This window comes from Streptomyces sp. NBC_01707, from assembly GCF_041438805.1.
Taxonomy (GTDB): domain Bacteria; phylum Actinomycetota; class Actinomycetes; order Streptomycetales; family Streptomycetaceae; genus Streptomyces.
This window is the reverse complement of record NZ_CP109190.1, coordinates 1624637-1649283: the sequence shown is the minus strand read 5'-3', so window position 1 is coordinate 1649283 and position 24647 is coordinate 1624637. Positions and strand designations below refer to the sequence as shown.

The 24647-nt window shown below is 68.5% G+C and carries 19 protein-coding genes and 1 pseudogene; 11 read left to right on the top strand and 9 right to left on the bottom strand.

All coding sequences use genetic code 11. The annotated features are described in order from the left end of the window. Window positions 1–218: 218 nt before the first annotated feature. The 4 genes from nthB (at window position 219) to OG963_RS07565 (ending at window position 3760) form a co-directional block, all read left to right on the top strand. Window positions 219–884, top strand: a complete 666-nt coding sequence (gene nthB / locus OG963_RS07580; RefSeq protein WP_093770211.1) for a nitrile hydratase subunit beta — start codon at window positions 219–221, stop codon at window positions 882–884. Beyond that, window positions 881–1477 (top strand): nitrile hydratase subunit alpha, encoded by a 597-nt coding sequence (gene nthA / locus OG963_RS07575; RefSeq protein WP_371798683.1) that lies wholly within the window; start codon window positions 881–883, stop codon window positions 1475–1477. The genes nthB and nthA overlap by 4 nt, the downstream gene beginning before the upstream one ends. Beyond that, a complete protein-coding gene (locus tag OG963_RS07570; RefSeq protein ID WP_093770213.1) occupies window positions 1474–1815 on the top strand; it encodes a nitrile hydratase accessory protein in 342 nt (113 codons plus the stop codon). The genes nthA and OG963_RS07570 overlap by 4 nt, the downstream gene beginning before the upstream one ends. A 295-nt stretch (window positions 1816–2110) precedes the next feature. Continuing rightward, window positions 2111–3760: a thiamine pyrophosphate-binding protein gene (locus tag OG963_RS07565; RefSeq protein WP_371798682.1), complete on the top strand. Its 1650-nt coding sequence runs from the start codon at window positions 2111–2113 to the stop codon at window positions 3758–3760. Window positions 3761–3821: 61 nt separating this feature from the next. Here the strand turns inward: OG963_RS07565 and OG963_RS07560 are convergent, their stop codons facing one another. From OG963_RS07560 to OG963_RS07540, 5 genes are all read right to left on the bottom strand, one after another. Beyond that, the gene (locus OG963_RS07560) at window positions 3822–4379 is read right to left on the bottom strand and encodes a hypothetical protein (RefSeq protein WP_371126288.1); all 558 of its coding nucleotides are present in this window, start codon (window positions 4377–4379) and stop codon (window positions 3822–3824) included. 167 nt (window positions 4380–4546) lie between these two features. Continuing rightward, a complete protein-coding gene (locus tag OG963_RS07555; protein WP_256327955.1) occupies window positions 4547–4681 on the bottom strand; it encodes a hypothetical protein in 135 nt (44 codons plus the stop codon). Between the two features lie 211 nt (window positions 4682–4892). After that, entirely contained in the window at window positions 4893–5561 is a 669-nt protein-coding gene (locus OG963_RS07550; RefSeq protein ID WP_176902093.1) for a hypothetical protein, read from the bottom strand. Between the two features lie 28 nt (window positions 5562–5589). Further along, on the bottom strand, window positions 5590–5910 hold the full coding sequence (locus tag OG963_RS07545) for a hypothetical protein (RefSeq protein WP_371798681.1): 321 nt from the start codon (window positions 5908–5910) through the stop codon (window positions 5590–5592). A 29-nt stretch (window positions 5911–5939) separates the two neighbouring features. After that, a complete protein-coding gene (locus OG963_RS07540; RefSeq protein WP_093770216.1) occupies window positions 5940–8135 on the bottom strand; it encodes a glycoside hydrolase domain-containing protein in 2196 nt (731 codons plus the stop codon). Window positions 8136–9608: 1473 nt separating this feature from the next. Between OG963_RS07540 and OG963_RS07535 the strand changes: the two genes are divergently transcribed. Continuing rightward, window positions 9609–10028: a hypothetical protein gene (locus OG963_RS07535; protein WP_177309174.1), complete on the top strand. Its 420-nt coding sequence runs from the start codon at window positions 9609–9611 to the stop codon at window positions 10026–10028. Between the two features lie 387 nt (window positions 10029–10415). On the opposite strand, the gene OG963_RS07530 is transcribed toward OG963_RS07535, so the two are convergent. Beyond that, entirely contained in the window at window positions 10416–11225 is an 810-nt protein-coding gene (locus OG963_RS07530; RefSeq protein ID WP_093929162.1) for an SDR family NAD(P)-dependent oxidoreductase, read from the bottom strand. Window positions 11226–11829: 604 nt separating this feature from the next. On the opposite strand from OG963_RS07530, the gene OG963_RS07525 reads away from it, so the two are divergent. The 4 genes from OG963_RS07525 (at window position 11830) to OG963_RS07510 (ending at window position 15485) form a co-directional block, all read left to right on the top strand. After that, window positions 11830–11982 carry a hypothetical protein gene (locus tag OG963_RS07525; protein WP_176902020.1) on the top strand — a complete coding sequence of 51 codons (153 nt, stop codon included), beginning with the start codon at window positions 11830–11832 and terminating at the stop codon, window positions 11980–11982. Continuing rightward, entirely contained in the window at window positions 11979–12068 is a 90-nt protein-coding gene (kdpF, locus tag OG963_RS07520) for a K(+)-transporting ATPase subunit F (protein ID WP_093770218.1), read from the top strand. Before OG963_RS07525 ends, kdpF begins: the two co-directional genes overlap by 4 nt. A gap of 118 nt (window positions 12069–12186) precedes the next feature. Continuing rightward, window positions 12187–12870, top strand: a complete 684-nt coding sequence (locus OG963_RS07515) for a response regulator (protein ID WP_093770219.1) — start codon at window positions 12187–12189, stop codon at window positions 12868–12870. Between the two features lie 68 nt (window positions 12871–12938). Beyond that, window positions 12939–15485, top strand: coding sequence for a sensor histidine kinase KdpD (locus OG963_RS07510; RefSeq protein ID WP_093770220.1), 2547 nt, complete (start codon window positions 12939–12941; stop codon window positions 15483–15485). 114 nt (window positions 15486–15599) lie between these two features. Here the strand turns inward: OG963_RS07510 and OG963_RS07505 are convergent. The 3 genes and pseudogenes from OG963_RS07505 to OG963_RS07495 all read right to left on the bottom strand — a co-directional run. Further along, a pseudogene (locus OG963_RS07505) lies at window positions 15600–15812 on the bottom strand (cupin domain-containing protein); the annotation flags it as partial. Further along, window positions 15811–17760, bottom strand: a complete 1950-nt coding sequence (locus tag OG963_RS07500) for an amino acid transporter (protein WP_371798680.1) — start codon at window positions 17758–17760, stop codon at window positions 15811–15813. The pseudogene OG963_RS07505 and the gene OG963_RS07500, both read right to left, overlap by 2 nt. Window positions 17761–18147: 387 nt before the next feature. Next, window positions 18148–19722, bottom strand: coding sequence for a Na+/H+ antiporter (locus OG963_RS07495; protein ID WP_093929160.1), 1575 nt, complete (start codon window positions 19720–19722; stop codon window positions 18148–18150). 236 nt (window positions 19723–19958) lie between these two features. On the opposite strand from OG963_RS07495, the gene OG963_RS07490 reads away from it, so the two are divergent. Both OG963_RS07490 and OG963_RS07485 read left to right on the top strand, forming a co-directional pair. Continuing rightward, window positions 19959–22529: an ATP-binding protein gene (locus OG963_RS07490; RefSeq protein ID WP_371798679.1), complete on the top strand. Its 2571-nt coding sequence runs from the start codon at window positions 19959–19961 to the stop codon at window positions 22527–22529. Between the two features lie 198 nt (window positions 22530–22727). Beyond that, complete coding sequence (locus tag OG963_RS07485; RefSeq protein WP_093770224.1) at window positions 22728–24605, top strand: NAD-binding protein; 1878 nt, start codon at window positions 22728–22730, stop codon at window positions 24603–24605. Window positions 24606–24647 lie beyond the last annotated feature (42 nt).

Here is a 24647-nt window from a genome sequence, read left to right as displayed (position 1 = left end):
GGGCCGACGGGTGCGCTCCAACGGCGGCACGGCGAACACCCGGTCCCGGTACTGCCACGGGGGCTCCGTTCCGGCCGGCTGTCTTTGGTGGTCGCCTTGGTCGGCACCCGACCACCGCACGATGGCGAAGCGCGGCGGCGCGAGGCCTTTCCGAGCTGAACGCGTACCGATGCTGCCGAGAGTGTCCCTACGGCTGCAGATCTACGAGAGGTGGTGCCATGGAAGGGATCGCCGACATGGGGGGAACCGAGGGGTGGGGCCCCACCCATCCGCCGCGCGCCGACGAGGCTGTCTTCCCGGAACCCTGGCAGGGCCGGGCGTTCGCCCTGACGCGCAGCTCGGTCCAGCTGGCCGGACTGAACCTGGACGCGTTCCGGCACGCTATCGAGCGCCTGGACCCGACTGCCTACCTCGCCGACGGCTACTTCGGCCGCTGGCTCAACGCCGCCGAGCTGATACTTGCCGAGAGCGCCATCCTGGCACCGACCGCGATCCAGGCCCGCGCCCGCAACCTGCGCGGCGAGCAGGTCGAGGAACCGCCGATACCCGAACCCACGAAACCCGGTTACGCGCCGACCGCCAAGGGGTCGTTGCGCACCATCGATGCGGCCCCGGCGTTCGCGGAGGGCGAGCGGGTGCGTGCCAAGAACATGTCGCCGACCGGACACACCAGGCTGCCGGGCTACGTGCGCGGACACACCGGAGTCGTCGCGCTCCTCCAGCCGGCCTCTGTCCTGCCCGACACGAACGCGCACTTCCAGGGCGAGAACCCGGAGTACGTGTACTCGGTGCGATTCGACTCGCACGAGCTGTGGGGTGCCGAGGCCGAACCGTTCACACTCACCATCGAGATGTTCGAGAGCTATCTGGAGAGGACCGCATGACCGCCGGCGAATCCGCTGAACGCATTCCCGCACCGCTGCGCACCGAGGCTCTTGAGCAGCTGCTGACCGAGCGGGGCCTGGTCGACCCGACGACGCTGGACGCGATGATCACCGAATACGAGACCAACGTGGGCCCCCTCAACGGAGCCAAGGTGGTCGCCAAGGCATGGACCGACCCCGAGTACCGGCGGCGGCTGCTCGACGACGGCACCGCCGCCATCAAGGAGTGGGGCTTCATCGGGGCGCAGACCGAGCACGTCGTTGTCGTCGAGAACACCGCGACCAGCCACAACGTGGTGGTCTGCACGCTGTGCTCGTGCTACCCGTGGCGGCTGCTCGGCCTGCCGCCGAGCTGGTACAAGGACCCGGCCTACCGCTCGCGAGTGGTCAAGGAGCCGCGCAAAGTGCTTTCCGAGATGGGGCTCGAACTCGCCGACGACGTGCGGATCACCGTCCACGACTCCAGCAGCGAGGTGCGCTGGCTGGTACTGCCCGAGCGCCCGGCCGGCACCGAGGGCATGTCCGAGGAACAGCTCGTGCCGCTGATCACCCGCGACGCGATGGTCGGCGTCGCCAGGATCGAGGCGCCGTGACCGCCCCGCTGGACATCGAGGGACCGGCCGCGCCGCCGCGTTCCAACGGCGAGCTCGTGTTCGCCGAGCCGTGGGAGAGCCGTGCCTTCGGTATGGCCGTCACCCTGTGCGAGGCAGGTGTGTTCACCTGGCCGCAGTTCCAGGCGGCGCTGATCGCCCGGATCGCACACTGGGAATCGGCACCGACCGAGCACGCGCACTGGAGCTACTACCAGCACTGGCTGGGCGCACTCGAAGACGTGCTCGACGGCGGCGCCGTGTCGGCCGTCGAGGTCACCACCCGCGCCCGGACACTGGCCCAGCGCCCCATCGGTTACGACCACGACCACCAGCACTGACTCGCAACCACCATGACCTGGTCCCGTGGCCGGTCGCCGGCACTCGCGTGCCGTGAGAGGTCGTACCTCACCGGAGTTACGCCGAATCGGTGCCCGCGTCGTCATCGCGGTACTCACCGCGCCCTGTCGACAAGATCCACGGCCTGACGGTGCATTACGCTCTGGCTCTCCTGCGATGGCTGGGCAACCCATTCGGCCGCACCATGAAGCGCCTGCGGAGGACGGCCAGGTCGCATTCCGTCGAAAACATCGGCGCCTGTCGGTTCAAGACCGGCGAACCCGAAGGAAGACTCCGATGAAGGCATTCCAAGCTGTCACCGACGCGATCGCCGCCGAAGGTCTCGACCACATGTTCGCCGTGATGGGCGACGCGAACCAGGACATCATCGTGGACCTGGGCGAACGGCACGGCGCGAGATTCGTCCACGCCCACCATGAATCCAGCGCTGTCGGCATGGCCGACGGCTACGCCCGGTTCAGTGGCAAGCCCGGTCTCGCGTCGGTCACCCAAGGCCCTGGCTACACCAATGCCACGACCTCGCTGGTGGCCGCACGGCTCCACCGCACACCCCTGATGCTGATCGCCGGACACGCCTCCCTCCGCGACCCGTACAACCCGCAGGGAATGGTGGACCAGCAGGCACTCGCCAGACTCACCACCGAGGCCACCGTCCGACTGGAGTCGGTGCACAACGTGGACTACTGCCTCGGGGAGGCATTCCGTCAGATCAAGGTGCGGAGAGGTCCCTTCATTCTGAATCTGCCCCAGGACGTCCAGCAGACGGAGCTTCCGGATCCCGACTGGACGTACCGGCCCATGTACGCGCCCAAGACCCTCCAGCCGCCGCGTACGCAGGACGTCGAGGAAGCGGTCAGGTTGCTCGCGTCAGCCCGGCGGCCGACGATTCTCTGCGGACTCGGGGCGCGTAACTCCGGAGCGGAGGCCGAGGTGCGCAGACTGGCCGAGCATCTTGGCGCACCGGTCGGCGTATCCATTCTGGCCGCCGGATTCTGCGCGAACTATCCGCTGTACATGGGAATCAGCGGCGGACTGGGTTCCCGTCTGACGGTGGAAACACTCGCCGAGAGCGATGTGATGGTGGTTGTCGGCGCCAGCCTCAACGAATGGACGACCGACTTCGGAGCGATTCTGGCGAACGGTAAGAAGATCATCCAGATCGACGACCGGCCGGAGGCATTCGGCTGGTTCGCCCGTGTGGCCGTCGGCATGACGGCCGACGCCGGAACGGCCGTGGCGGCCCTCGCGGAGCGGCTCGCCGGGACGGTGGACGTACGCCGGCCCGACCCCGGGCTCGTGCAGAAGCTCCAGGACGACCGGAAGCCGGAGACCCTTCAGTACGACGACGGCGACGCCACGGATCCACGCAGGGCGGTATGTCACCTGGAGGGCGCACTGCCGAAGGACGACCGCATCCTGGTGCTCGACGGCGGTCACGCGGCCATGGTCTGCGTGAAGATCCTCACTGTCCCGCGCGCGGAGAACTGGGCGGTCGGCTGGGACTTCGGCGCCGTCGGCCAGGGTCTGGCCCTCGCCATCGGTGCCTGCTTCGCACGCCCCGGACAGCGCGTCACGCACACGACCGGGGACGCCTCGTTCATGATGAACGTCGCCGATTTCCATACGGCCGTCCGCCACGAACTGCCGCTCACGGTGATTGTCTTCAACGACAACGCGGTGGGCCAGGAGAAGCACGATCTGGTCCACAAGAATCTGAATGCGTCCTACGCCGACATGCCGGAGCCCGACTTCGCGAAACTCGCGGCAGGCTTCGGTGCGAAGGGCTTCACCGTACGCAAGCCCGACGACCTCGGCGAGATCGACAGAGCACTGGCCGTCGAGAACGGTCCGGTCCTGGTCGACGTACGGATCAACGGCGATGTGGAACTGGCGGCGAGCTGGGAGATCGCCAAGCACCTCGGCTGAGACGCAAGGGCGTAGGGCGCGCGATTGTCCGAGCGCAGCCTGGGCCGGCCGTTCGGCTGCGTCAGGCGAGGTAGGCCGATACCGCCAGCGTCTCGGCGAGGACTCGCCACAGCGCCCAGGCGCCCACACGACTTGCCACATTGCACGCTGTCTTCTCGGTGCAGGCGGTCGGCTTGTTCTGCCAGGCAGTCACGATCAGGTACTGGAAGCCGAGACCACGGGTGAAGGTGAACCGGATGTGCAGGCCATCACCCAGAGAGTGGCCGGGCAGGGTCGCGATCTGAAGGTGGTCGTACCCGATCGCTTCCACCAGGACCGGGTTTCCACCCAGCAGCTCGCACTCGTCCTTCGGGCGGATCCGGGTGGGACACGCGCCGCGCACCGGGAACAGCCAGAAGTTACCGGTGAGCTGCTCGCGCACATCGTGAGGGCTGGTGAAGGGGTGGATCCCGAGGGAGTAGATGTACTGGTACAGCCGGTTCGAGCCGTGGCACGAAGAAGGATCCGCGTCGCACTCCTCGGACTGCCCGGGACCGCCCGAGCTCTCGTCACCCGGCTGAACAAGGGGAGCGGCCGGGCGTGCCCCGGCGTGCGCAGCAGGCGGCAGCGCGGTGAGCATCAGGGCCGTACCGATCAGGGTGGCCGACGCGGCACGACCCGCTGTCCGAGTGAATGCCCGCACGACTCGGGGGGACGGCCTGTCGACTCGGCCGGGCCGTAGGGCGGACGCGGCGGGCGTGTGGTGCCGAGTGCGCCCCGGCTTCCGCCGGCGGGACGGCACAGGCATCAGAAGGGACGGGGCGCGATCGGGACGAGACCCACGAGGTTGACGGGCGCGTGAGGCCGGCCGTCACCTCCGGCGCCGTCGTAACCGATCACGACGAGAGCGGACATCAGCACCTCCCATGGTGCACTACGCACCAAATGGACGGTATGCCCTGGTCGAAGATTCGGCATCTCAGCGCCTGGCCGGCCTCTCCCTCGCGGCCACCCGTCGAGGGCCCGAGGTCGTGTGGCGCTGTCGAGGAGCCGGGCGGCGCAGCGTGAGTCGCGGCAGTACCGCCCGGCTCCCCCTCCCGATGGTTCTCAGGCCATGGGGAGGAGGAGACTCGTCCCTCTACGGGGCGCCGGGTCAGTCCGAACGCTGGGTGCGGGCCAGACGATCCGCGCGGCTGCGCCGGGACGGGGACAGAACGTTCACTTCCACGCCGGCGCCTTCACCGGGTGTCGCGTCCCAACCGCGAAGCTTGTCCGCGACCTTGCGCACCCGCTCGTCGTTCGGGCCTGCGTCGATGTAGAACAGCGATTCGTTCACCGTGCTGTCGTCGCCACCCCAGCGCACGACACCCTCGCAGTCGGCGAGGATGTCGCGGAGCACCAGTTCCTGCAACGGGAACAGCCCGCCCTTCGCGCCGGCGCCCGGTCTGATCTGCACCGCGGTCCCGGAGGCAAGGTTCGATTCCGGTAGGTCCTTGTCGAGCTTGCCGATGGCCCGCCAGCCGGCCAGATCGACCCGCTGGATCTGTTCGACTTCGTAGTGGAAGCGGCGTATCACGTGGACGAGAATCAGCTCCACGTCCCCGATCCGGACGTCGACCTTGAGCCCCGTGCCTGCCACCGGGCGCGTCCACACGGTCGAGACGTGGTTCGCCTCCTTCTCGAGGATCCACCCGTTCGCGGACGTCGGGAGCTTCTGCGACTTGCCTTTCGGCGCAGCCGACGCCGTCCCCGGAACGAAGGAGCCCATCGCGGCCACGGCACCGATCACCGCGGCGCTCTTCACGACGGTGCGCCTCGTCATTTCGTTCTGCACGTCTTCAATTCCTTTCTCAAAGAACGATCATGAGTGTGATCGACGGCACAAGGGTCATCAGGGCACTCACCGGCCAGTACAGGCGAGGGTCCAGCGCTGTCCTGCGTCGTAGAGGGCGGTTGGCAAGCCACCAGAGCAGAGCGAACAGCGCCACCACCGGCCCCCCGAGCAGTAGCCACGGCAGCATGCCGTCGTTCTCCGTCGGTTCCCGCTGCGTCCAGCCGACGGCCGCGAGCGGCCAGTTCACCGCGAAATACGACAGCAGCCACACCGGAACGACGCCGGGAATTCCCAGCACCAGGTTCACGCCCACGGCTGTCGGCAACCACTTCCGCATGCCCCCAGTATTCACGCCCGTGATCGGGGTCATTGGTTGCGCGACAGCTGGTTGTAGTTCTCCAGCACGTTGTACAGGCCGACCAGCTCGCGGCCGTACTGCTCGGCGTCGTCACCGGTCCCGTTGTACCGGGCCAGCAGGGCCTGGGTGTCGGCCAGGCTGGTGGTCAGGCTCGGCCTGGCGATCCCGAGCTGGTGCGAGTTGTAGAGCGTCAGATAGGCCACCGACCGGATGTTGTAGGTCGGGTCCTGGAGGTCGTCCCACACCGCCCGCACATCGGAGTCGGTCAGCGGAGTTCCGTTGATGATGCCCTGCTGCATGCAGTAGTTGCGGGCCTCGATGGTCACCCACGCGAAGATCTGCCCCCAACCGGTGCTGGAGTCGTCCTTCAGACCGTGCTCGACGGCCTCGTCGGCGACGAAGTCCAAGGGGTTCAGCTTGCGCAGCTCCCACAGTACCGGCGCCTGGATCAGGGCCTTACGGAGCTTGAGCTGCCGTGCCAGCGAAGTGAACAGCCAGTCCGCGCTCAGCACGAGTTCGAACGCCTTGGTGGTGGAGATGCCGCCCAGCGTCGCCCAGTCACTGTCGGTCCAGCCGTCGCCACCGGTCTCCGGAACGCCGATCGACGTCAGATAGTTCTGGACGTCCGTCAGCATCATGTCCTGGTAGGTGGCCTTGTCCAGGTCGACGTCCAGGCCATCGGTGTAGGAGCCGGGATCGAAGTCGCCCTGGCCGGTGTCACGGCCCGAGGCGATGTTGTTGTCGATCTCGATCGCGCCGGAACCCGAGCCGACGGTGACTGTGGCGATCTGGTCGAATGCCCAGTTCGTCGGCATCGGATAGCCAAGGTTCCCCGAGAACCCGCTGGACATGTCCGACACGAAACTCGCGGCCGCGTAGCCGGCGTCCGCGACACGCTGGCACACGTTGCGCGGCCCGTAGACGCCCACGCCGTAGCTGGAGTTCTCCCCGACCGTGCGCATGACGCCGCGGAAGTGCGGAATGACGTAGTCCGTGACCTCACCGTCCATCGCGTCGTAGTCGACCGCGAAGTAGATGATCGTGCCGGCCTTGAAGCCGTGGTACTGAGCCCACTCGATCGCCCTGAACGCGTCGTTGGTGCCCTGGTTGTAACTGAAGTAGTCGGCCGAGCGGCTCCACGTCTGGAAGATCGGGAAGCAGCGCAGCCCGTACTCCTTGATCGTGGCGAGCTCGCCGGGCTGGATCTGCTTCTCCGGCAGGCTCGTGCTGGACGGGTTGAAGAGATAGCGGCCGATGTACTTGTAGCCGGCGTCCTTCAGGGCCTGCGCACGCGGCGGCGTGACCATCGTGACGCCGTCGCACGCCGTGCCCTTGCGGGACTGGTCGCCGTAGGAGACCAGCAGCGAGGCCCAGGTCTGGAAGTCGCCCTGGCCGGTGACGGAGAGCTTGATGAACGACTGGAAGCTCTCCACGCCGGACTTCACGTCAGCGGTGAAGTCCCCGAAGGAAACGCTCCGCTTGTTCAGGATCATTGCCGCGGTGAACAGCTGCGCCCAGGTGCCGGTGGTGCCGAGCGAAACCGTGTGGGACTTCAGGCCGGACTGCGTGCCGGGTCCGAACACGCCGTTCGCGGTGCCGTCGGCCATGCCCAGCTCGTACTGGATCGCAAACAGCATCGACTTGGCGACGTCGCGGGAGTGGTGGCCGTCGCAGGGGATGACGTAGAAGTCCTTGCGGAGGATGTACCGGCCGTTGAGCCACTGCTGAATGGAACGGATGGCGTCGGAACCGTTGTTGACGGTGACGTAGGCGTCCATGTTGAACAGGCCCTTGACCACCTTCGGCCACAGGGAACTGCCCGGATACGTGACGCCCAGGCCCATGTTCTGGTTCAGCTTTTCGACGGCGGCCTGGACCCGGGAGTTGTACGTGCCGTCGATCTCGCCGCCGTCGTAACCCTTGCAGTACAGGGCGGACTGGATGATTCGGCAGAAGTTCGCCGAGGGGATGGTTGTTTCATCCAATTTGCCGTACTTCGCGCCGATCGTCGACAGCGTGGTCGGGCCGAAGGAGTCCGACAGGGCGGTGATGCCCATTTCGTACTGGAGCGCCCGGGTCAGGGCATACATGGTGGGCCAGCCGGTGACGCCGTTCTCGTCCAGTTTGGATATGCCGAGCGTCGCGCCGTTGTTGTAAGTGGTGTTCACGAATCTTTGGGCGAGACGAACCATCTCGTCGGCCATGAGCTGTCTCCTGACATCTGGATGTGCATGAAGAGTGGGATAGGTCGAACGGGCTCAGCGGCCGTCCCTTATCGGGTGGTTGACACTCTTGTGCCACTTCCACCGGCGGGATCGTCGCTCGCGCGGACGACGAGCGCGCAGGACGTGCGGCAGCCGTGGTCGTGCGAGTCGACCGGGGACGGGATGAGTCCTGTGGGGACCTGAAGGGACGCGGTGTGGGCGGAGCGCTCCACCTCCATCAATGCCTGTGCGCCTCCACAGCGTTCTGATCTTCGTCCTCTGTTGATCAAACCTTAGTCCGCGCCCACTGCTTCGAGTTGATGGTTTCTGGCCACCTTCTGCACGCTCGCCTGCGTCATCCGAGCGGGGTATTCACGTCGGAAGGATGGCTGCATCCAGGGCGAAATCAGGCGAGTGGGGCCTGGGAGCATGCACCTGTGGCCAGGTGGCTCGGAACGTTATCCTGCTGCCTTGACCGCACTTGTTCTGACGGCAGCAATGGCCCTGAGGCGTCAACCGGTGTCGCCCACGGCGGACGTGCACCGCCGCAGATTTGATTGGCACTCAGATTGTGTGAGCCGCCTGGGATTTGTGTTCCGGTAGCGGGAGACTGCTTCGTATTCGACGGGCCGACGTAGCCGATCTCATGTGCGGTCGGCGATGGTTGAACCATTCGAATCGCGGAGACGACCGGTTCGACCTCGGACAGCTTCCTCAGGGGTCGCTGAGGCTTGATCAGCTCGGTCTTTCATTGTCCGATCGTTTACGCCGGCAGGGCGTTGTCGTAGGGGAGGATGCAACCGGTCGTCGCAACACCTGATTGGTGTGGTGAGGCAACGGGGATGAGTGGGCGTCGAGCGGCTGATCGTGCCGGGGCACGGACCCGGGAACCGGGGGAGGAGATGCCGAGAACGTGTCTCCCGGCCCATATGCAACCGCGTGCCGACACCGGTCTTCTCGATCGAGGGGACTCGTCATTCTGTTGACGTTCCCGCGATGGTCAAGGCGGCCGGACACAGCCACGCCGAGTGCCGCACCGGTGTGATCGGGAAGGAGCACAGCCACCAGAGGGGTCTGCAACGGCGAAGGTGATTCCGGGGGGTGGGGCGGGAGTATTACCTGGCTGATCAGGGCGTGTCCCTGTTCGGCCGGCCCTGTCCGGGAGACGGCGTGCTCCTGGCCGAAGCGGCGAGTTCTTGACGGAGACGGTCAGGGCGGCGTCAAAGGTGCCGCGAGCCGCGTCAGCGGCGCATCAATAACCTGCCGGGGTGCGGGAACCTATTTAGCGTGGGTTGTATGGGACGAAATGTGACTCAATGTGTACCGCGGCACGATGCCGACCGGGGCAACCCTCCAGGAACGACCGCGTCGGACGACGGCTGGTCCGCTGAGGTACGGGCCGCCTGCGGCTGCTCCGCTTTGCTCCTGGGACTGTTGCTACTGATCGACGTGGGCTCCGGCCGAATTACCGGGTTGCGCGCCCTCATGTGGGTTGCGCTCGCTCTCCTGCTGCTAGTGGTGCTGGTGCCGCCGCGGGTGACTGCCGGCGAGGGCTGGCTGGCTTCCCGCGGTCTGCTGCGCAGGCGCCGGGTGCGGACGGACCGCCTGGTGGGGGTGCGCTGGTCCGACGGGGTCTCGCTGCGACTGGTGCTGCGCGACCTGGACGGCGCACGTGTCGAATTGGACCCGCGGGTACTCATTGCCAATCCCCAGCTGTGGCAGCTGCTGGACGCGGGCGCCCGCTCGTCCCTGGGGCGAGGAACGTTGCTGTGCGGGGCGACCGCGCTCAGCCAGCTGTCCGAACGGATCGACAGGGAGGCGGCGCATTCGCGTTCGACCCGGGCGGGTATGCGCCGGCGCCCCGAAGACACTGGTTCAGACCGGAGACCTTGAGGACTGAGCGCGCGGTCTCGCCGTCGATCCGGCGCGACGGTGGGGTCGCCACGCAGCGGCACGCGATCCTGGACGAAACCGCACGACCTGCGGTCGGTCGGGCCGGCTCACCGGTGGTGGGGTCCGGTGGGCCGGACATGCTGGGCCAGGGCTGCCCGGCGGGCGCGGCGGTGGGGAACCGTGCAATGCACGCGAGGAGTCGGTGCGATACACGCTGGAGCATGTGGTGTTCCGCCCGGGCTCGACGCGAGGCGGGCGGCCTGCCCTGTTGACAGGCCGCCCCCAGTCGGGTTCAGCTCGCGCCGGCCTTGCGGCCGTGGTTCGCCTTCCTCTTGCGGCGGGCCTTCTTCTTACGTGCGCGCTTCGACATGAGCGTTCGTGGTCCCTTCAGGTGAGCTGGCCGACGAGGACGTCGGCCAGCTTGTTGAGCCGCTGGACCGTGCGGTCTTCGGTGGCGGCGGGAGCGGGCTCGACGCGCTGGTCGCAGTCGTAGTACGCGCCGTTGACGATTTCCGTGGCCGGGTCGCAGAGGCGTACGACGTGGGCCGCGCCGTCGGACGCGGTGGCTCCGTGGTGGGCGTAGAGCGGGAGCAGGGCGGTGTCGCAGATGCCGGGGTGGATGGAGACGGCAGTCACGCGCGGGTCCGCTGCGAAGACGGTGAGTGCCAGCTGGGACTGGGCGTAGGCGGCGAGGCGGGAGTAGCGGCGAGCGCGATTGGGGTCACTCCACTGGATGGAGCCGGTGCGGTGCAGAGAGGAGGAGACGTTGACGACGCGGCCGCCCGGCTCGCTGGTGAGCGCATCGTCCAGCAGGTTGGTGAGCAGGTAGTGCGCCAGGAAGTTGACCTGGAACGCGATTTCGTTGCCGTCCACGGTGACGGTGTGACGCTCGGGGGCGGCGATGGCCGCGTTGTTGACGAGGACGTCCAGGTGCGGGTGTTCGACGGCGACTCGGTGGGCGAGTCGTTCGACCTCTTCGAGGCTGGAGAAGTCCGCGCCGAAGGGGCACAGATGCTCGGCGGGGATTCCGGCCGTGGCGACGAGCTTGTCGGTCGCAGCCTGCGCCTCTTCGGCCGTGCGGCCGTGTACGAGGACGGTGTCGCCGCGCTCGGCGAGCAGCCGTGCCGTCTCGTAGCCGATACCGGAGGTGGCCCCGGTGACGAGGACGGTGCGGGAGGAAACTTTCGAGTCGGACATGGTCCATCCATGGCTCTGGGCACGCTTTGCCACCCGCCGCGTTTGCGGAGGGGTCGGGCGTGTACGGATACGGCGAAGGGGCGCCGGACCAGGTCACGGCGCCCCGAGGGCTACGGACTACGCGTCAGGGGTCTCCCCGGCGCCCCGAAGGCGTGGGGGAGAAACGGGCGTGTCCGGGCAGCGGGGCACACGACGAGGCGACGCCTGATGAGGCGGCCGGTCGAGAAGGAGCCACTCGCTGTTCACGCTCTCCATCCAAATGGCTCGCGGACAACGGCTCAAGACCTCCCGGCTGTTCCTGACACCCCTCTGATGCAGGTCAGCCGAGCCCAGGACTCGACGGGCATCCGCCCCGCCGGCGGGTCCTGAAGCCGTGCCGACCGGGTGGTCCTGGCGACCACGCGCCGGGGATTGAACACCCACGTGGCGAGGGCGCAGCCGCCTCGGACAGTTCAGCGCGACAGGTGACCGGAAACCGACGGGTTGTTGGACCGTGGACCGCCGTCCGACGTGCGCAGGACCTGCATGTTCCTGGTCCGGGGACGGCTGCGTATGGGGTCCGTCAAGAGAGCACCGATGGTCGTAAGGGACCCGTCAACGGAGCGTGTGCCCGCTCGGAGCGGGGGTTTCCTCTAAGCGTCCGTCCGATCCGAATCTCATCCAGGAGGACACGGTGGCCGACATGGCCTTCGTCGTCACCACGATCGCGGTCTTCGCGCTGGTGGCTCTCGTTGCCAAGGGGGTGGCGAAGCTGTGACTGCCGAGAACGTCGTCGGTCTGATCGTGGCCTTCGCCCTGCTGGGCTATCTCGTCCTCGCCCTTCTCCATCCGGAGAGGTTCTGAGCCCGATATGAGCCCCGTCCTCGCCGGTGTGCTCCAACTGCCTGCCCTGGGGGCCGTCGGCTCCCTCACAAGTCCATGACGTGACGCTCCTCGTGCACAGCAGAAAGGCGGCACAGCCATGACTCGGGTGCTGGTGGTGGAGGACGAGCTACAGCTCGTACGGGCTCTCGAGATCAATCTCAAGGCACGCAAGTACGAGGTGCACGCAGCCTCTGACGGAGAGACGGCGCTGCGGCTGGCCGCCGCGTGTCCTCCGGACGTCGTACTGCTGGATCTCGGCCTGCCCGACATGGACGGTATCGACGTGATCAAGGGACTTCGCGGCTGGAGCCGGGCGCCGATCCTCGTGGTCTCCGCCCGACGGACCTCCGACGAGAAGGTGGTGGCACTCGACGCGGGCGCCGACGATTACATCACCAAGCCCTTCAGCATGGACGAACTTCTGGCCCGGCTTCGTGCCGCATCCCGTCGAGCCGCCGCTGTATCGGCCACCGAAGATTCGGTGATCGTCGCGACCGAGGCATTCACCGTCGACCTGCTGAAGAAGAGGGTCAATCGGGAGGGGCGCGACGTCCGTCTCACCCCGACCGAATGGCACCTGCTGGAAGTGCTGATCCACCATCGCGGGCGACTCGTCGGCCAGAAGCAACTCCTGCAGGAGGTGTGGGGTCCCACCTACGGCACGCAGGCCAACTATCTCCGGGTCTACATGGCCCAACTGCGTCGCAAACTCGAGGCGGATCCCTCGCATCCCCGGCATCTCATCACTGCCCCTGGCATGGGCTACCGATTCGAGATGTGAGGCGCTCCGCGGTCCGGCCGACCGCGTCGGACCTGTAAACAAGCCCCTCAACTGCAAAGATCGGAACCATGGGACGCGGCAAGCTCCGGATCTACCTCGGCGCGGCACCCGGTGTCGGCAAGACATACGCGATGCTCTCCGAGGCGCACCGCCGGATCGAACGCGGCACGGACTGTGTGGTTGCGTTCGTGGAACACCACAACCGGACCCGCACCGAAGTGATGCTCCACGGCCTCGACCAGATTCAGCGCCGCGAGATCGAATACCGCGACACCGTCTTCACCGAGATGGACGTCGACGCGGTGCTGGAGCGCCGCCCGGCCGTCGCCCTCGTCGATGAACTGGCCCACACCAATGTGCCGGGCTCCCGCAACGCCAAGCGCTGGCAGGACGTCGAAGAGCTCCTCCAGGCCGGCATCGACGTCGTCTCCACCGTCAACATCCAGCACCTGGAGTCGCTCGGTGACGTGGTGGAGTCGATCACGGGCGTCCGGCAGCGTGAGACCGTCCCCGACGAGGTTGTCCGCCGGGCGGACCAGATCGAGCTGGTCGACATGTCACCCCAGGCGCTGCGCCGCCGGATGGCCCACGGCAATGTCTACAAGCCGGACAAGGTCGATGCCGCGCTGTCCAATTACTTCCGGCCCGGCAACCTCACCGCGCTGCGAGAGTTGGCGCTGCTGTGGACGGCGGACCGGGTCGACGAATACCTGCAGGAGTACCGCACCGAACACCGGGTCTCCAAGATCTGGGGCTCCCGCGAGCGCATCGTGGTCGGCCTCACCGGTGGCCCCGAGGGACGTACGCTCATCCGCCGCGCCGTCCGGCTTGCCGAGAAGGGCGCCGGCGGCGAGGTGCTCGCGGTCTACGTCGCCCGCAGCGACGGCCTGAGCGCTGCCTCGCCCAAGGAGCTCGCGGCCCAGCGGACCCTGGTCGAGGACCTCGGCGGCACGTTCCACCACGTCATAGGCGACAACGTCCCGTCCGCCCTGCTCGACTTCGCCCGTGGTGTGAACGCAACCCAGATCGTGCTCGGCGTCAGCCGCCGCAGGACGTGGCAGTACGCCTTCGGCCCCGGCGTCAGCGCCACCGTCGCCCGTGAGTCGGGACCCGACCTCGACGTCCACATCGTCACCCATGGAGAAGCAGCCAAGGGCAGAGGCCTGCCCGTGGCCCGTGGTGCCCGCCTGGGCCGAGCCCGGATCATCTGGGGCTGGCTCGTCGGTGTCGTGGGCCCCGTCGTGCTCACTCTCCTGCTCAACGGCGTCGCACCAGAGGTGGGACTCGCCAACGACATGCTGTTGTTTCTCACGTTGACGGTGGCTGCGGCACTGATCGGCGGGCTCCTCCCGGCACTGGGCTCTGTCGCCATCGGCTCATTGCTGCTCAACTACTACTTCACTCCTCCGCTGCACGAGTTCACCATCGCGGACCCCAAGAACATCGTCGCCATCGTGATCTTCGTCGGCGTGGCCGTCTCGGTCGCCTCCGTCGTGGACCTGGCCGCCCGCCGCACCCATCAGGCCGCCCGGCTTCGCGCCGAGTCCGAGATCCTCTCCTTCCTCGCGGGCAACGTGCTGCGCGGCGAGACGAGCCTGGAATCGCTCCTGGAACAGGTGCGCGAGATCTTCAACATGGAGTCCGTGGCGCTGCTGGAGCGCGAAAGCGACGTCGATCCGTGGACCTGCACCGGCAGCGCAGGGACGGCCCGTCCGCTCGCACGCCCCGAGGACGCGGATGTGGACATGCCGGTCGGCGACCACATGGCGCTGGCCCTCTCCGGCCGTGTCCTGCCCGCGGAGGACCGCCGGGTGCTGGCCGCCTTCGCCGCCCAGGCCGCCGTGGTGATCGACCGTCAGCGCCTGGTCGGGGAGGCGGAGCACGCTCGAGAACTGGCCGAGGGCAACCGCATCCGGACCGCCCTGCTCGCCGCGGTCAGCCATGACCTGCGTACGCCACTGGCAGGCATCAAGGCCGCCGTCTCCTCCCTCAGGTCCGACGACGTGGAGTGGTCCGAGGCGGACCACGCCGAGCTCCTCGCAGGCATCGAGGCGGGCGCGGACCGGCTCGACCACCTCGTCGGCAACCTCCTCGACATGTCCCGCCTCCAGACCGGAACCGTCACCCCGATCATCCGGGAGATCTATGTCGACGAGGTCGTCCCGATGGCGCTCGGCGGCGTACCGGAGGACAGCGTCGTCCTCGACATCCCTGAAAACCTTCCGATGGTCGCGGTCGACCCGGGCCTGCTGGAGCGCACCGTCGCCAACATCGTCGAGAACGCGGTCAAGTACGCCCCCGAAGGTGAGCCCGTGGTGGTTTCGGCCAGCGCGATCGCCGAGCGTGTGGAAGTCCGGGTGACGGACCGCGGTCCAGGTGTCCCGGACGAGGCGAAGGGCCGTATCTTCGCGCCGTTCCAGCGCTACGGAGACGCCCCGCGCGGGGCGGGCGTCGGCCTCGGTCTCGCGGTCGCCCGCGGGTTCGCAGAGGCGATCGGCGGCACGCTGACCGCCGAGGACACCCCCGGCGGCGGCATGACCATGGTCCTGACGCTGCCCGCAGCGGTCGGTCATCCCTCGGGCCACCCGGACCTCCCGGCTGCAGCCACATCCTGAAGGGGGTGCTGCGGGCTGCCGGCCGTGCCGCCTGCGGCCCTGCTCGATCGGTGACTCGGCCGGCCGCGACCGAGCACCCGAGTCGGCGCCGTTCGCAGGTTGGCATGCGCAGTATCAAATACTGGCTGAGGGGCCGGCCGGCAGGTGGACGGTCGTGATCAGATGGCAGGTCTCGTCGCCTGCGCCGCGGTAGGTATGGGAGGTGTCGCCGTCGAGGGTGGCGGTCTGTCCGGCCTCGACGGGGTGCTCGGTTCCGTCGACGATCAGAACCATCTTCCCTGAGGTGACGGTTTCGACGACTCCGGCCTGGGGGTGACCGGGGTATTCAGCCGACGTGGACGGCGGGGCGGCGGGCCCGGTCGGGTTCGGCCTCGCGGAGGACCTCGCGGGTGACGGGGGCGACCTCGCCCTGGCCGAAGAGGAAGAAGCGGAGGAAGTTGGTGAAGGGGTTGCCCTCGGTCCACTCGAAGTAGATGTGCGGGGTGCAGCCGGTGGTGTCGCGGACGTGCAGGAGCAGGGCGGCGAGGGCGTTGGGGATGGAGGAGCTCTCCAGGGTCAGGACGCGGTACCGGCCGTGCAGGACTTCGCCACGTACGTTCAGGCCCGCCTCGAACTCCGAGGGGTCGAGGACGGTGACCTCGACGAAGACGAAGTCCTCCGGGGTCGGGACGTCGTTGTCGTGACGGATCTGCTCGATCTTGTTGCGGTACTCGGCTCTGTCGCGGTTGTCGGGCTCATTGGCGATGAACCGGATTCTGCGGCTGGCGACGTCCCGCACGAAACGTTCCGCCATGTCGTCCATGGTCACGCTGGTGACCCGCAGTTCGAAGGCGCGGGCGAGTCGTGAAAGCAGTGAGACGAGGATGATTCCGGCGATGAAGCAGGCACCGATCTTCACGCCGTCGGGGCGCTCGATGACGTTGACCACGGTGGTGTAGAGGAAGATCGCAGAGATGACGGCGAAGGCGATGGTCCAGTTGCGCTGACCGGCCTTGCGCGCGGCGATGGTGACGGCGATGGCGGCGGAGCTGATCAGCACGAGGACGCCGGTGGCGTAGGCACCACCCTGGGCGTCGACGTCGGCGTCGAAGATCCATGTGACCAGAAATGCCACCAGGGTGAAGACGATCACCATCGGGCGTACGGCGCGCGCCCAGTGCGGGGCCATGCCGTACCGGGGCAGGTAGCGAGGCATCAGGTTGAGCAGGCCGGCCATGGCGGAGGCGCCGGCGAACCACAGGATGGCGATGGTGGAGACGTCGTAGACCGTGCCGAAGAGGTTTCCGAGGTACTCGTGCGCCAGGTACGCGAGTGCGCGGCCGTTGGCCTGGCCGCCCGACTGGAACTCCTTCTCCGGGATGAGCACCGTGGTGATGAAGCTGGTGGTGATCAGGAACACGCTCATGATCACCGCGGCGGTGGTCAGCAGCTTCTTCGTGTCCCGGATACGGCCGGCGGGCTTCTCCTCGGTGTCGTCGGGGTCGCCTTCGACGTGCGGCATGACCGCGACGCCGGTCTCGAAGCCGGACAGGCCAAGGGCCAGCTTCGGGAAGACCAGCAGCGCGACGCCGACCATCGCGATGACGTTGCCGTGCTCGGTGGTCAGGGCGGCGGTCCAGTCGGTGACCACGTGCGCGGCGGTGGCGACGTGCCACAGGCCCACGACCACGACCACGACGTTCAGGGTCAGGTAGATCCCGACCAGGACGACGGCGACGCCGATGGCCTCCAGGAAGCCCTTGAGGAACACCGCCCCGAGCAGTGCGACCAGCAGCAGTGTGATCAGCATCTGCTTGTCGTGCAGTACATCGGTCAGGTGCGGGTTCTCCACCAGGTGGGTGGAGGCGTCAGCCGCCGACAGCGTGATGGTGATCAGGAAGTCGGTGGCGGCGAAGCCGAGCAGAGTCAGTACGAACAGCTTGCCCTTCCAGAACGACAACAGTCGTTCCAGCATCGCGATGGAGCCTTCGCCCCGCGGACTCTCCTCGGCCACCCGCCGGTAGACCGGCAGCGCGCCGGCCAGAGTGACGATCACGAGCACGACGGTGGCCACCGGGGACAGGAGTCCGGCGGCAAGGGCGGCGATGCCCGGCTGATAGCCCAGCGTGGAGAAGTAGTCGACGCCTGTCAGGCACATCACCCGCCACCACCGCTGCCCCTTGTGCGCGGGCTCCGGCTCTGCCTGCTGCCCCTGCTGGTGCCTGGCCATGTCGGACAGGCCCTCCAACATCCACGCCCGCAATCGACTCGTACGGGCGTGTTCGGCGGTGACCATCTGCGTGCTCTCCTGACGTGCTGCGCGGCGTGCGGATCCGGCCATCACGCGGACGGCTGGGCCAGCGTATGCAGACAGTGATCCACGGCCTCAGGGGGGCGCGCATGCTGAGAGATACGTCCCTGTTCGTCCCGCTGGTGACTGCCGCCGACAGCAGCGCGCCATCAGGAGCGCATACTCGACGACATGTCGTACGACGTCTCGCGGTCGCCCTGCACGACGGCGAGTGCACGAGGCGATCGCGGGCTTTTGACCGGGGGCACCGGTCGTGCGCCGGGCACGTCGGGCGAACAGTCCCCGGGGACCCCGGCGCCGCTGACAACCCGCTGAACCAGCCGTGCAGGTCACCGGCGCCCCGGGGCCGGGGCGTCATCGCGTCAGGGGTTTCTAGACGTCCGTGAGGCGCGCCTCCTCCAGGTCCAGTGAGCGTTGCAGCCGCCGGCGGGTCGTGTCGCCTATGCGGTGCTCGTCGTACAGGCGCTGGAGCTCGGCCGCCTCCACGGTGATCAGGTCGCGGCGCAACTGGCGGTAGGTGAGGTCGGCGGATTCCGTCGGGGCCCCGTCGCCGTCGGCCTGCGTGAGACGGTCGTGGGCGTGGTCGAGCCGAGCCGTCAGGCCGCGGCGGAGGCGGTCGAGCACGACCTCCGGGACGGCCTCCAGGTCCGAGATCTCCTCCAGGCGGCCCAACCCCGCGGTCGCAAGGCTGTAGCGGGCCTCGGCCTCCTCCCGTTCCGTGTGGTCGGGCTCCAGGGCGATGCCGGATCGGCGGACGACCGGGGCGAGGGTGAAGCCCTGAACGACGAGGGTGGCGACCACGACCGAAGTGGTGAGGACGAGGACGAGGGGGCGTTCGGAGAGCGTGGCCCCCGCCTTCGTGGTCACCGGGATCGACAGGGCAGCGGCCAGCGGTACGACACCCCTGGTACCGGCCCAGGTCAGTACCACCGGCACGCGCCAGTTCATGCGCTGGATACCACCCTTGCGCTGCACGACCGCCGACAGCGGCGCCAGCCACAGCATGCGCATGCCGATCAGCGTGCCGGCAACGGCGAGCGCGTACAGCGGCCACGCCCGGTCACCGTCGGAGAGGGCGCGTACTTGGGCGGGCAGGGCCAGGCCGATGAGGCTGAAGACGACACTCTCCAGCAGGAAGACGACGGTGCCGTAGACGGCGTGCAGCTGGAGCCGTACGCGGGCGTTGGTGAGCCGATCACCCCGGCCGCCCAGGACGACGCCGGCCACCACCACGGAGGTGACACCCGACGCGTGTGCCGTCTCGGCCAGAACGTAGGCCGCGTACGGGGTGACGAGGGAAATCACCGTCTCCAGCACAGGGTCCTCCGTGCGCCTGCGGATCAGAGCCACCACGCCGGCAACAGCAGCCCCGATGACCATGCCGCCGCCCGCCAGCAGCGTGAACTCCCGTGCCGCCGTACCCCAGCCGACCGCCGCCGACGCCACGGCGACGCTCACCGCGACCCGGAACAGGACGAGCGACGTCGCATCGTTGAACAGGCTCTCGGCCTGGACCAGTACCTGCACCTTGGGTGGGAGCGCCAGTCGTCTGCCCAGCGCGGTGACTGCCACCGGGTCCGTACTGGCCAGCACCGCGCCCAGCACCAACGCCATCTGCCACGACAGTGGGGTGACCAGGGAAGCCACCGCGCCGACGGCTGCCGCCGAGGCCAGCACCAGGCCGATAGACAGCACCCCGACCGGCTTCCACACCGCGCGCAGCTCGCGCCAGGACAGCTCCTCGGCGCTCGCGTACAGCAATGGCGGCAGCACGACGAGCCCGATGATCTCGGGGCTGATCAGGATTTCGGGAGTGCCCGGCAGCAGGGCGACGACCAGGCCGGCGACCACAAGGAGAGATGGAGCGGGAATCCGCCGGCGGCGCGCGAAGGTCGCCACCACGGTGGCGAGTACCACGAGAGCCAGGACCGTCCCTACGCTGCGCATGCCGTCCCCTTGGTCGTGAGAAGGAGACCTTGAGGACCCCTGCCGACCAGACTTCCCGGCGCACCACGTTCACTCTATCGGTCCCGTGCTTGTCAAAGTGGTGTCAACGTCCACGTGACCGGCGCCAAGGATGTGTCAAGGGGCCCGCCGAGCGACTCGCACAAGCGCTTCGGTAGGAGGAAGGAACCCTTCCCTCCGGGGACTTGAACGCCAGTGAGCGGAGCACGTTGGTTGCGATGAGTGACGTACGGGCCAACAGGGTTGGCGCACGGACCGACGGGGGTGAGGTACGGACCGGTGGCGGTGATGTACGTCGCGGTCGCCTGAAGGTCTACCTCGGGGCCGCCCCGGGGGTGGGCAAGACCTACCGCATGCTCGACGAGGCGCGACGCAGAGCGGCACGCGGCGCCGATGTCGTCGTGGGGTTCGTCGAGTGCCACGGGCGCCCCGGCACGGAGGCGATGCTCGACGGCCTGGAAGTCGTCGAGCGAGCGCCGTGCTCCTACCACGGCGCCGAGTTCACGGAGATGGACCTCGCCGAGGTCCTCGCGCGCCGACCGCAGGTCGCGATCGTGGACGAGTTCGCCCACAGCAACGTCCCTGGCGGCGACCGCAACCCCAAGCGCTGGCAGGACGTCGAGGAGCTGCTCGCGGCAGGGATCGATGTCATCAGCGCGCTCAACATCCAGCATCTCGAATCCCTCAACGACGTCGTCGAGAAGATCACCAGGGTGCCGCAGCACGAGACCGTGCCCGATGAGGTCGTCCGCAGAGCGAACCAGATCGAGCTGGTGGACATGCCGCCCGAAGGGCTGCGCCGCCGGATGGCGCACGGCAACATCTATGCGCCCGCGAAGGTCGACGCGGCGCTCGCCAACTACTTCCGACCCGGCAATCTGACGGCGCTGCGTCAGCTTGCCCTGCTGTGGGTGGCCGACCGCGTCGACGAGGCGCTTCAGTCGTACCGCTCCGAGCACGGCATCGGTGGGATCTGGGAGATTCGGGAGCGGGTCGTGGTCGCGCTGACCGGCGGCCCCGAGGGCGACACCCTCATCCGGCGGGCTGCCCGCATCGCCGACCGTTCGGCCGGCGGTGACCTGCTCGCCGTCCACGTCACGCGCAGCGACGGGCTCGCCGCGGGCTCCTCGCACGCATCCCTGGTCCGGCAGCGGCGGCTGATCGAGGACCTCGGCGGCAGCTACCACTCCGTGGTCGGTGATGACGTCGCCACCGCCCTGGTGGAGTTCGCGCGTGCGGAGAACGCCACCCAGCTCGTGCTCGGCACCAGCCGCCGGGGCCGCCTCGAACGCTTCGTCACCGGACGCGGCACCGGCGAGACGGTTGTCGAACGCTCCGGCGACATCGACATCCACACCGTCACGCACGAACGCGCCGGGCGCGGCACGCTGCTGCCGTCGCGCAGACGTACCCTGTCCACCGCACGCCGGATCGCGGGCCCGGTCGCCGGCCTGCTGCTGCCGGTGGCGCTCACCCTCCTGTTGGATCTGGGCGCAGCCCGGGACAGACTCAACCTCACCAGCGAGGCCCTGCTCTTCCTGCTCGCCGTGGTGGGGGTGGCCTGCATAGGCGGGGTCGCGTCGGCGGTCATCGCGTCGGTGACGGCGTCCCTGCTGCTCAACTACTGGTTCATCCCTCCCGTCGGGCGATTCACGCTGAACGATCCGAACGCCCTGCTGGCGCTGGCGGTCTTCGCGGTGGTGGCCGCCATAGTGGCTGCTGTCGTCGACCGTTCCCTGCGTCTGTCGCGGCGCTCGGCGCGGGCCACCGCCGAGGCGGAGACCATGTCGTCCCTCGCGGGCACCATCGTGCGCGGCGGCGCGACGATCCCGGCGTTGGTGGAACGCACCCGCGAGACCTTCGGCATGGACTCGGCGGAGCTGGTGGACGACCCGCCCGCAGGGGACGACGTGACGGCTGTACCCGCGGGCCCCGGCTCCTTCCTGGTGCTGCACGGCCGTCCCCTGCCGTCCTCCGAACGGCGCGTCCTGGCCGCCTTCGCCGCGCATGTGGGTGCCGCCGTCGAACGGGCCCGGCTTGCCGAGGCCGCCGCCGAGATCGAACCGGTCAAGGCCGCCGACCGGATGCGTACGGCGCTGCTGCGGGCGGTCGGCCACGACCTGCGCACCCCGCTCGCCGCCGGCTGGGCAGCCGTCTCCTCGCTGCGCAGCCGTGACGTGGAGTTCTCCGACGAGGACCGGGGCGAGCTCCTCGCCACTGCCGACGAGTCGATGGCCAAGCTGAACCGACTGGTGGAGAACCTCCTCGACCTCAGCCGACTGCAGGCCGGGGCGCTCGCCCTGGACCTGCGCGCCACCACGTTCGAGGAGATCCTGCCGGCGGCGCTGGCGGACACGCCTGAGGTGGAGGTGGGGGACCTGGAGGAGGTTCCGGCCGTGCTGGCCGACCCGCCCTTGCTGGAGCGAGTGGTCGCCAACCTCGCGGGTAACGCCGCCCGCCACAGTCCGGCCGGGCACAAGGTGCTGCTGACCGCCAGCACCCACGCAGGCCGCGTCGAACTGCGCGTCGTCGACCGCGGACCGGGCCTCCCGCCCACCGACCGCGACCGCCTCTTCGAACCCTTTCAGCGCCTCGGCGACACCGACAACACCACCGGACTCGGCCTGGGCCTGGCCCTGTCCCGGGGCCTGACCGAGGCCATGGACGGCACCCTCACCCCGGAGGACACCCCCGGCGGGGGCCTGACCATGGTGCTGTCCCTGCCCTTCGCCGAGCGGGCGGAGCACCGCGGTGGTACGCGGAGCGTAGGAGGGCGGCGGGGCCGGTGAAGGACGGCAGAAACCCGGTAGGGCGTGGGCGGCCGGCTCGCGGTACGCCCGACACGCTCCACCGTCGGCGGGCACATACGGAATGTTGACGCCGAACCGCTCGCTCACCCGGAACCGGGCACGTCTGCCTTGTCGTTTCTGACTGATGTGACGTCAACTCTCCATACTCAAACCGCGCTTGGTCCGCGATCCCAGCACATGGTGATTTGCGGCGACGACGGGCTCGCGCGCCGGCTCGCCGTCGAACTGGACGCCGTGTGCGGCGAGGCCGTCACCGTCGTACTGCCGTCACGAAGGGACGAGCACGGCGCCGAGATCGCCGCGCTGCACCGCGACCCGCATTCGCCCATCGAGCTGCTGGTGGCGACACACCTGGACGAACAGACCCTGCGGTCCGCGGGCGTACAGCGTGCCGCGGCCCTCGCGCTGACCTACGCCGACGACCAGGTCAACATGACCGCGGCGCTGCTGGCTCGAGGCCTCAACCCCTCCGTACGCCTGGTCATCCGCATGTTCAACCGCGAGCGCGGACGCCATCTGGAACGCCTCCTGGACCGCGCGGCCGCTGAGGCCAGGGCCGGAAACGACGACGATCCCCGGCCGGACATGTCGACCACGGTGCTGTCCGACGCCGACACCGCCGTGCCGGAGCTGGTGGCCGCAGCCGCGGTCGGCTACGGCCACACACTGCAGGTCGAGGGCAAGGTGTTCCGCGGCGTCGTACGAGCCGCGGGCGCGCCGCCCCGGTCGACCGATCTGGCCACACTCGCCGTGCTCTCCGGCGCGCACCAGGACGACCCGGCGAGCGACGACAGCCCCGAGACACCGGGCGAGGACGGTACCCAGCTGCTGCCGGACACCCGCACCGCCTACCACCGGCAGTTCACACACGGTCGCCTGATGCTCGAAGAGGTCACCCATCACCACGCGCCCGAGCCGGCCGCCCGGGAGCGGCGTGGCCGCGTCGGTGGCTGGCTGAGGGCTCGGCTCGCGCATCTGCCGTGGAGGGTCTTCCTCTCCCGCGAGGTCATCGCCGTCTTCGGCGCGCTGGCCGCGATCGTCGTTGCGCTCGCGGCCGCCACGGCGTTGTTCGCGCACGAGCACCCTTGGTGGAAGAACGTCTACCTGCCCTTGCTGGACATCTTCACCATGGGAGATCCGGCCACCGACGAGACGGTGTCCCGCCGGGTGCTGCAGTTGTTCGCGGGCTTCGTCGGACTCGCCGTGCTCCCGCTCGTCGTGGCCGCGACCATGAACGCCACCGAGGCGTTCCGGACCGCCTCCGTCGGTCTCCCGCCCGCCGACGACCTCACCGACCACATCGTCGTGGTCGGCCTCGGAAAGATCGGCACCCGCGTGCTCGCTCAGCTGTGCACCACCGACCACAAGGTCGTGGCCGTCGAACGGGACCCGCACGCGCGCGGCGTCGCCCTCGCCCGTGAACTCGACGTACCGCTGGTGCTGGAGGACGCCGGAGGGCCAGGTGTCCTCGACCGGGCGCGCATCCGGCACAGCAGGTCACTGCTGGTGCTCACCCGCGACGACAGCGAGAACCTCGACATCGTGATGGCCGCACGCGAGACCACCCCGAGCGTGCGAGTGGTGATGCGGCTGTACGACGACGACTTCGCGGCCACTGTCCAGCGCACACTGCGCGCCTCCTACCCTCAGGCCCCCACTCGCAGCCGCAGTGTCTCGGCGCTCGCCGCACCGTCCTTCGCCGCCGCGATGATGGGCCGTCATGTGCTGGGGGTGATGCCGGTCGAGCGCGGCTCGCTGCTGTTCACCGTGGTGGACGTGGCCGGACACCCCGAGCTCGAAGGACGCTCGATCCACCAGGCGTTCCGGGAGCACGAGTGGCGGGTCCTGGCCGTCGGTTCGGCCGTGGTCCCGCCTACGCCGTCGTCGTCGGATACGCTCACCGGCATCCGGTTGCGGCGACCCGGATTCGACTGGCGCCCGTCGCACGGGCGAGTTCTACGTGCGGGCGACCGCGTCGTGCTGGCGACGACGCGGCGTGGCCTGGACATCCTCATGACTGGGGTACAGCCGCATCCGGCGGACAGGCGGGGATGAGGTCTGCCGCTTTCGCCGCCGTCGGTGCTGCGGCCACCCGAC